Annotated in this window: 9 protein-coding genes; 1 reads left to right on the top strand and 8 read right to left on the bottom strand. The window is 69.8% G+C overall.

Going from position 1 to position 7,794, the window contains the following annotated elements:
- The 4 genes from AC1D12_RS18130 to AC1D12_RS18115 form a co-directional block, all read right to left on the bottom strand.
- On the bottom strand, positions 1 to 708 hold a 708-nt coding region (locus AC1D12_RS18130; RefSeq protein WP_477842017.1), incomplete at its 3' end, for an NAD(P)H-dependent glycerol-3-phosphate dehydrogenase.
- A gap of 16 nt (positions 709 to 724) precedes the next feature.
- A complete protein-coding gene (gene secB, locus AC1D12_RS18125; protein WP_047499719.1) occupies positions 725 to 1,186 on the bottom strand; it encodes a protein-export chaperone SecB in 462 nt (153 codons plus the stop codon).
- A 111-nt stretch (positions 1,187 to 1,297) separates the two neighbouring features.
- On the bottom strand, positions 1,298 to 1,564 hold the full coding sequence (gene grxC, locus AC1D12_RS18120) for a glutaredoxin 3 (protein WP_477828456.1): 267 nt from the start codon (positions 1,562 to 1,564) through the stop codon (positions 1,298 to 1,300).
- Positions 1,565 to 1,610: 46 nt separating this feature from the next.
- On the bottom strand, positions 1,611 to 2,021 hold the full coding sequence (locus AC1D12_RS18115; RefSeq protein ID WP_047499715.1) for a rhodanese-like domain-containing protein: 411 nt from the start codon (positions 2,019 to 2,021) through the stop codon (positions 1,611 to 1,613).
- 97 nt (positions 2,022 to 2,118) lie between these two features.
- Here AC1D12_RS18115 and gpmA point away from each other — a divergent pair, with 97 nt between their 5' ends.
- On the top strand, positions 2,119 to 2,865 hold the full coding sequence (gpmA, locus tag AC1D12_RS18110) for a 2,3-diphosphoglycerate-dependent phosphoglycerate mutase (RefSeq protein WP_477842015.1): 747 nt from the start codon (positions 2,119 to 2,121) through the stop codon (positions 2,863 to 2,865).
- Here the strand turns inward: gpmA and AC1D12_RS18105 are convergent, their stop codons facing one another.
- From AC1D12_RS18105 to AC1D12_RS18090, 4 genes are all read right to left on the bottom strand, one after another.
- A complete protein-coding gene (locus tag AC1D12_RS18105; RefSeq protein ID WP_477842013.1) occupies positions 2,866 to 3,984 on the bottom strand; it encodes an HD-GYP domain-containing protein in 1,119 nt (372 codons plus the stop codon).
- Positions 3,985 to 4,103: 119 nt separating this feature from the next.
- Entirely contained in the window at positions 4,104 to 5,540 is a 1,437-nt protein-coding gene (locus AC1D12_RS18100) for an aldehyde dehydrogenase family protein (RefSeq protein WP_477842011.1), read from the bottom strand.
- 96 nt (positions 5,541 to 5,636) lie between these two features.
- Positions 5,637 to 6,548 (bottom strand): 5-dehydro-4-deoxyglucarate dehydratase, encoded by a 912-nt coding sequence (gene kdgD, locus AC1D12_RS18095; RefSeq protein ID WP_465114124.1) that lies wholly within the window; start codon positions 6,546 to 6,548, stop codon positions 5,637 to 5,639.
- Between the two features lie 109 nt (positions 6,549 to 6,657).
- A complete protein-coding gene (locus AC1D12_RS18090) occupies positions 6,658 to 7,485 on the bottom strand; it encodes a FadR/GntR family transcriptional regulator (protein WP_465114125.1) in 828 nt (275 codons plus the stop codon).
- Positions 7,486 to 7,794: the final 309 nt, after the last annotated feature.

Genomic DNA, 7,794 nt, shown 5'->3' with positions numbered 1-7,794 from the left:
GGACAGGCCCATGAAGGTGTCGGGCCGGGCGCCGAGCGCGCCCCCCAGCCGCGTCATCTCGGCCAGCCCGCGCGTGATCAGCGCCGCCCGGGCGTTGAAGCCGAGGCCCATGCCGTCGGCGATGCCGGTGGCGATCGCCATCACGTTCTTCAGCGCGCCGCCCACCTCGACGCCCAGCACGTCGCTGGAGGTGTAGACACGCAGGCTATCGCTGTGCAGCGCCGCGACGGCCTGCTCGCACAGCGCGGCGTCGCCGCTCGCGGCCACCAGCGCCGCCGGCCGGCCGAGCGCGACCTCGAGCGCGAAGGTCGGCCCCGACAGCACGCCGACGCGGCCGTCGGTCGGCCGCACCGCGCGTGCGACCTCGTGACCGAGCCAGCCGGTGCTGTCCTGGAAGCCCTTGCACAACCACATCACGCCGCTCGCATCGGCGGGYAGGCGCCGCAGCACCTCGGACAGCGACGCCATCGGCGTCGCGATGATGATCAGCCCGCCGCGTGCATGCTCGACGCAGCTGTCGAAATCGGACGACACCACCAGCCCCGGCGGCAGCGCGACGCCGGGCAGGTAGCGGTGGTTCTCGCCGCGCGCCTGCAGGCGCGCGCACTGCTGCGGATCACGCACCCACAGGCGGGTGTCATGGCGCGTTGAGGTGCTCACGGCCACCGCCGTGCCCCACGCGCCGGCCCCGAGGACGGTGAGCTTCACCGCGGCAACCCGTGCGTCAGTTGATGGCGGGCGCGGCAGCGCCGTTCGCGGCCTGCTGTTGCTGCGCCTCGAACATCGCCTGGAAGTTCACTTCGGCCAGCAGCACCGGCGGGAAGCCGGCGCGCGTGCAGATGTCGGAGACGACGGCGCGCAGGTACGGGTAGATGATCTGCGGGCAGGCGATGCCGATGATCGGCTGCAGCTGGTCTTCGGGGATGTTGCGGATCTCGAAGATGCCGGCCTGCTTGGCCTCGACCAGGAACAGCGTCTTGTCGCTGACGCGGGTCGTGACGGTGGCGGTGACGCTCACCTCGTAGATGCCGTCGGCGACCGGCTCGGCAGCCAGGCCGAGGTTGATGTCGACCTGGGGCTGCGTCTGCTCCAGCAGGATCTGCGGCGAGTTCGGCTGTTCGAGCGACAGGTCCTTCAGGTACAGGCGCTGGATCTGGAACACGGGGGTTTGGGTGTCGTCGGACATGGTGATCTCGCGATTGACGAAGACGAGTGAAAAAAGCCCGCAGACGGGATGCGCGGGCTGCGGCGCGGATTATGTCCGAGGCGCCAGGGGCGAATTGAAACGCCTGGTGTGTCAGGCGGCCGAGCCAGACAGCAGCGGCAGCAGGCCGCCGCGCTGGTCGAGCGCGACCAGGTCGTCGCAGCCGCCGACGTGCGTGCTGCCGATGAAGATCTGCGGCACGGTGCGGCGCCCGGTGCGCTCGATCATCTCGTCGCGCAGGCCCGGCTGCAGGTCGACGCGCACTTCGTCGATCTGGTCGACGCCGCGCGACTTCAGCAGCTGCTTGGCGCGGTGGCAGTAGGGGCACACCATCGAGGTGTACATCTTCACGGCTTGCATCGCTTCGCTCCAACGACGGGCCCGCACGGTGCGTGCCCCTGAATCCTCAGGCCGATTTCTCGACCGGCAGGTTCGCTTCGCGCCACGCCTTCAGGCCGCCGGCCAGCACGCGGGCGTTCTCGTAGCCTGCCTTGCGAAGGATACCGATCGCGCGCGTCGCGCGTGCGCCGCTCGCGCACACCACCACGAGGGGCAAGGCCTTGTTCTTCGGCAGCGCGTTCGAGGTCTCGATCTGTGCCAGCGGCACGTTCTTCGCGCCGGCGGGGTGGCCGGCGGCGAACTCGGCGGCCTCGCTCACGTCGATCAGCACCGCCTTCTCGCGGTTGATGAGGTGCACCGCATCGGCGGTGCTCAGCGCACTGCCCTGCGCGCCGCGCCGCAGCGAGGGCCACAGCAGCAGGCCGCCGGACACCAGGGCCACCGCGAACAGATACCAGTTGTCGAGAAGGAATTTCACTGCGAAGCCCAGGGTTGGAGGCAAAGGGCGGAATTATAGAATTCGCCGCTCTACCTCCCGGGGTCGCACCCCGCCCGCCCCACAACCACTGCCTGCCATGTACAAACTCGTGCTGATCCGCCACGGCGAATCGACCTGGAACCTKGAAAACCGCTTCACCGGCTGGRCCGACGTCGAGCTGACGCCCACCGGGGTCGAGCAGGCCAGGCAGGCCGGCCGGCTGCTGAAGGCCGAGGGCTACGACTTCGACGTGGCCTACACCTCGGTGCTCAAGCGCGCGGTCTGGACGCTGTGGCACGCGCTCGACCAGATGGACCGCACCTGGCTGCCGGTGGTGCACAGCTGGCGCCTGAACGAGCGCCACTACGGCGCGCTGCAGGGGCTCAACAAGGCCGACATGGCCAGGCAGTACGGCGACGAGCAGGTGCTGATCTGGCGCCGCAGCTACGACACGCCGCCGCCGGCGCTCGACGCGAACGATCCGCGTGGCCAGCGCCAGGACATCCGCTACGCGAAGCTGCGGCCCGAGGACGTGCCGCTGACCGAATGCCTGAAGGACACCGTCGCCCGCGTGCTGCCGTTCTGGAACGACAGCGTCGCCCCGGCCATCAAGGCGGGCAAGCGCATCGTGATCGCCGCGCACGGCAACAGCATCCGCGCGCTCGTGAAGTACCTCGACGGCATCGCCGATGCCGACATCGTCGGCGTCAACATCCCGAACGGCATCCCGCTCGTCTATGAACTCGACGAGAACCTGAAGCCGATCAAGAGCTACTACCTGGGCGATGCCGCGGCGGCCGCCGCTGCTGCCGCCGCCGTCGCGAACCAGGGCAGGAAGGCCTGATCAGGCCGGCAGCCCGTACAGCCGCTCCGGCAGCATGCGCGCCGCGAGCGACTTGTCGGGCAGCGCCGCGACGATCGCGAATTCCTGGCACGCGGTGTCGCGCCGCGTCGTCTGCGTGACCGGCATGCCGCGGCGGTCGGTGATGCTGGCGGCGATCGGCGTGCTCGCACTGTCGCCGCGCCGCACCACCACCGCCTGCTCGCCGCTCTTCAGCTGCACGAAGTCGCCCGGCGGGTAGATGCCCAGCTCCTTGACGATGGCCATCGACAGCGGGCCGCCGCCGTCATCCTGGAACAGCTGGCGCGCCGCATCCTGCGTGCTGATCGCCGGCCGGCTGATGCGCGGCGTGATGCGCGCCATGAAGACATCGGCCAGGCGCAGCGCGCGCGCCATCTCGCACGGTTGCGCGTGCCCGAGCGGGTAGCCGCCGCCGCCCGGGCGCTCATGGTGCTCGGCCACCGCCTGCAGCCACTCGGCATCGTCGACACCGGTCGCCTGCAGCAGCTCGACCGCCTGCTGCGGGTGCAGTGCCACCTTCTCCAGCTGCGGCGGCATCGCCGGCACGCCCTGCGCGGCCAGCCGCCCCTGCAGCTCCAGCATCGCGACATTCATCGTCAACGCGGCCTTCACGATGCTGAGCGTGCGCGCGGCACTCCAGCCGAGGCGGCGCGCCATCAGGCAGCACAGCAGCGCGGTGTGCAGCGAATGCGTCAGCCCGTACAGCAGCATGCGCGGCCGGTCCTTGCGCACCGACAGGAAGATGCCGATGTCGGGATCGCGCTCGATCAACGCAACCAGGCTGCCCGCGAACTCGTCGATGCGCGCCGGAAAGCCCGGCTCGGCCAGGCTCTTCAGCAGCCGGTCGAGCCGCCACAGCGTCTTCTCCCACAGGTCAAACAGGTTGGCGGGGCGCGCTTCCCGGGGCTGCGCCGCGCGGGCCGCGGCCTTCACCTCTTCCAGGTCGACGTAAGCGCCGCGCCGCAGCAGGGCCTGCATCTGGCCGCCGTCGACGAACACGTGGCCCTTGGCCAGCAGCAGCACGCCGGCCTCGTCCCGCACGCCCCACGGCAGCGGGGCCCCCAGGCGAACCTGGGATTGCACCAATCTGAGCAACTCCATCACGACCTCCACGCATCCTGCGCGGTGCGAAGGCACCGAGCTTGCGGGGATGTCGACGCCGCAAGAGGCGCCGGCAAGAGGACATGCATCACCTCCCGGTGCGCATGCTCCTGGTCCGATCAGACGCCGGTGTAGGCCGTCTTCACCGTCGTGTAGAACTCGCGGGCGTAGCTGCCCTGCTCGCGCGGGCCGTAGCTCGAACCCTTGCGGCCGCCGAACGGCACGTGGTAGTCGACGCCGGCGGTCGGCAGGTTGACCATCACCATGCCGGCCTGCGCGTGGCGCTTGAAGTGCGTCGCGTACTTCAGCGAGCTGGTCGCGATGCCGGCCGACAGGCCGAACGGCGTGTCGTTGGTGACGGCCAGCGCCTCGTCGTAGTCCTTCACGCGGATCACCGAGGCCACCGGGCCGAAGATCTCCTCGCGGTTGATCGTCATGCGCTGCGTCGAGTCGATGAACAGCGCCGGCGCGAGGAAGAAGCCCTCGGTCTCGGCCTTCACGCGCTGGCCGCCCGCCAGCAGGCGCGCGCCTTCGGCCTGGCCGAGCTCGATGTAGCGCTCGTCCTGCTCGAGCTGCGCCTTCGAGACCACCGGGCCGATGTCGATGCCGGCGCCCAGCGCATGCCCGACCTTCAGGCCGCGCACGCGCTCGGCCAGCGCCTCGACGAAACGGTCGTGGATGCCGGCAGTGACGATCAGCCGGCTCGAGGCCGTGCAGCGCTGGCCGGTCGAGAAGAACGCGCTCTGCGCGCACAGCTCCACCGCCTGCTTCAGGTCGGCGTCGTCGAGCACCACCTGCGGGTTCTTGCCGCCCATCTCCAGCTGCACCTTCGCGCCGCGCGCGACCGCGGCCTGCGCGACCTGCCTGCCCACGTTCTGCGAGCCGGTGAAGCTGATCGCATCGATGCCCGGGTGGTCGACGATCGCCTGCCCGACCTCGCGGCCGGCGCCCATCACCAGGTTGAACACGCCGGCCGGCAGGCCGGCGCGCGTGATGATCTCGGCCAGCGCCCAGGCCGAGCCCGGCACCAGGTCGGCGGGCTTGAACACCACGCAGTTGCCGAACGCGAGCGCCGGCGCGATCTTCCAGGCCGGGATCGCGATCGGGAAATTCCACGGGCTGATGATGCCGACCACGCCGACCGGCTCGCGCGTGATCTCGATGCCGATGTTCGGCCGCACCGACGTCAGCAGCTCGCCCGGCGTGCGCAGGCATTCGCCGGCAAAGAACTTGAAGATGTTGCCGGCGCGGGCGGCCTCGCCGATGCCTTCCGGCTTCGTCTTGCCTTCCTCGCGTGCGAGCAGCGTGCCGAGCTCTTCGCGGCGCGCCAGGATCTCGTTGCCGATGCGGTCGAGCGCGTCGGCGCGGGCCTGCACGTTGAAGAGCGCCCAGGCCGGTGCGGCAGCGCGCGCGGCCTTCACCGCCTCGTCGACCTGCTCGGCCGTCGCGCTCGCGAACAGGCCGACGGTGTCGGCGAGATCCGACGGGTTGATGTTCGGCACGAAGCGCGAACCGGCGACCCAGGCGCCGTTGATGTAATTCAGATGCTCAGACATGTCTGCCCCTCGTCCAATGAGTACATCGGCCGATCCCCCGAGGGGATGCCGGCCGGCTTGGGGCGGCCCGGCGCTCGGCCGGCCCGCGGCGAATCCTTACTGCGGCCCGAGGCGCTTGATCAAGGCCGACAACATCTCGACTTCTTCACCGGTCAGGTCCGTCAGCGGCGGGCGCACCGGGCCGGCCGGGTGGCCGACCAGCGTCGCGCCGGCCTTGATGATGCTGACCGCGTAGCCGGCCTGACGGTTGCGGATGTCGAGGTACGGCAGGAAGAAGTCGTCGATCAGGCGGCTCTGCGTCGCGCGGTCGTCGGCCGCGACGGCGCGGTAGAACTCCATCGCGGTCTTCGGCACGAAGTTGAATACCGCCGACGAATACACCGGCACGCCGAGCGCCTTGTAGGCCGCGGCATAGACCTCGGCCGTCGGCAGCCCGCCCAGGTACGCGAAGCGGTCGCCGAGCTTCTGGCGCACCGTCACCATCGCCTCGATCTCGCCGACGCCGTCCTTGAAGCCCACCAGGTTCGGGCAGCGGTCGGCCAGCTGCTGCAGGCTCGCCGCGCTGAGCTTGCACACCGCGCGGTTGTAGACGATCACGCCGATCTTCACCGACTTGCACACCGCCTCGACGTGCGCGACCAGCCCTTGCTGGCCGGCCTCGGTCAGGTAGTGCGGCAGCAGCAGCAGGCCCTTGGCGCCCAGCGCCTCGGCCTGCTTCGCCATCGCGATCGCCTGGCGGGTCGGGCCGCCGACGCCGGCAATGATGGGCACGCTGTGCTTGCAGGTGTCGACCGCCACCTTGATGACCTGGCCGTATTCCTCGCCCACCAGCGAGAAGAACTCGCCGGTGCCGCCGGCAGCGAACAGCGCGGTCGCGCCATACGGGGCCAGCCATTCGAGCCGCTTCGCATAGGTCGACGGCTGGAAGTTGCCCTGCGCGTCGAAGTCCGTCACCGGGAAGGACAGCAGGCCGGACGAGATGGTGGTTTTGAGTTCCTGGGGTGACATGCGCGTCTCCAATGAAGTTGGGCGGTCGGGTCTAGTTGTCAGTCATCGTACAACATCATTTGTGGAGGCACAAGAGAGGCTGCCGCAAGCCACTACACAGCTGCGCTGATCAAGCAACGCCCCGGGATCCGGCTCCGCCGGGCCCAGGGGTGGCGCCCCTCGGGGGCAGGAGCGAAGCGACTGGGGGGCCGTCATCAGCGCGGCGCAGGCGTTCGCGGCTGTTGGCCAGGTGCGTGCGCATCGCGGCGCGGGCCGCCTCGGGGTCGCGCCCGGCGATCGCATTGACGATGCTCTCGTGTTCGACGTTGACGCGCTGCAGGTACTCGCGCCGGCCCTCGCCGGCCACCTTCGCGGTATTGAGGCGTGCGCGCGGGATGATCATCGTGCCGAGGTAGGTCATCAGCTCGACGAAGTGCACGTTCTGCGTCGCGCGGGCGATCTCCATGTGGAGCTGGAAATCGGGCGCGATCGCGTCGCCGTCGTGCTCGATGGCCGCCGAGAACGCGGCCAGCGCGCCGCGCATCACCTCGATGTTGGCATCGGTGCGGCGCACCGCCGCGAGGCCCGCCGCCTCGGCCTCGAGCCCGATGCGCAGGTCGAGCACCGCGATCACTTCGCGGGCGGTGGCGATCTGCTCGGGATCGATGCGGAAATTCTGCGTGCCGCCCGTACCGACGACGAAGGTGCCCACGCCGTGCCGCGTCTCGACCATCCCGCCGGCCTGCAGCTTCGACAGCGCCTCGCGCACCACGGTGCGGCTGACGCCGAACTCATCCATGATCGCGGCCTCGGTGGGCAGCTTGTCGCCCGATCGCATCACGTTGTCGCGGATGCGCGCGCTCAGCGTCTCGACCAGGCCGATGGCCAGGCTGCGCGGACGGCGGCGCGGCAGATCGGTCGCAGCGGGAGAAGACGGAACGTGCATCGAACGGCTCATGACGGGGTCGTTGAAAGGGCTTTCAATGTACGACAGGCGGCGCCCCGGCCTGCGGGGCTTCCGCGGATCGACAAAGGCGGYCCGTCGTCGTACAACAATGTACGTCGTTGACGACACCGTTTGGCAGCCCGGCGCGGCGCACGAGCCTCGGGATTACCCTCATCCCGCCAGCTTGACAAGCCCCCTGCCCGTCACCAATCATTCGGCCTGTTGTACGACAACTGATGACGTACCTGTTGCCGACAGCGTGACCCGCGGTCGGCCGTGAAAGACTCTCTCGATGACGACCCCGCCGACCTCCACCACGTC

It is taken from the genome of Rhizobacter sp. P1_G5 (assembly GCF_056405435.1).
Note: the sequence above shows the minus strand (reverse complement) of the source record. Positions and strands in the feature narration are given on the sequence as shown.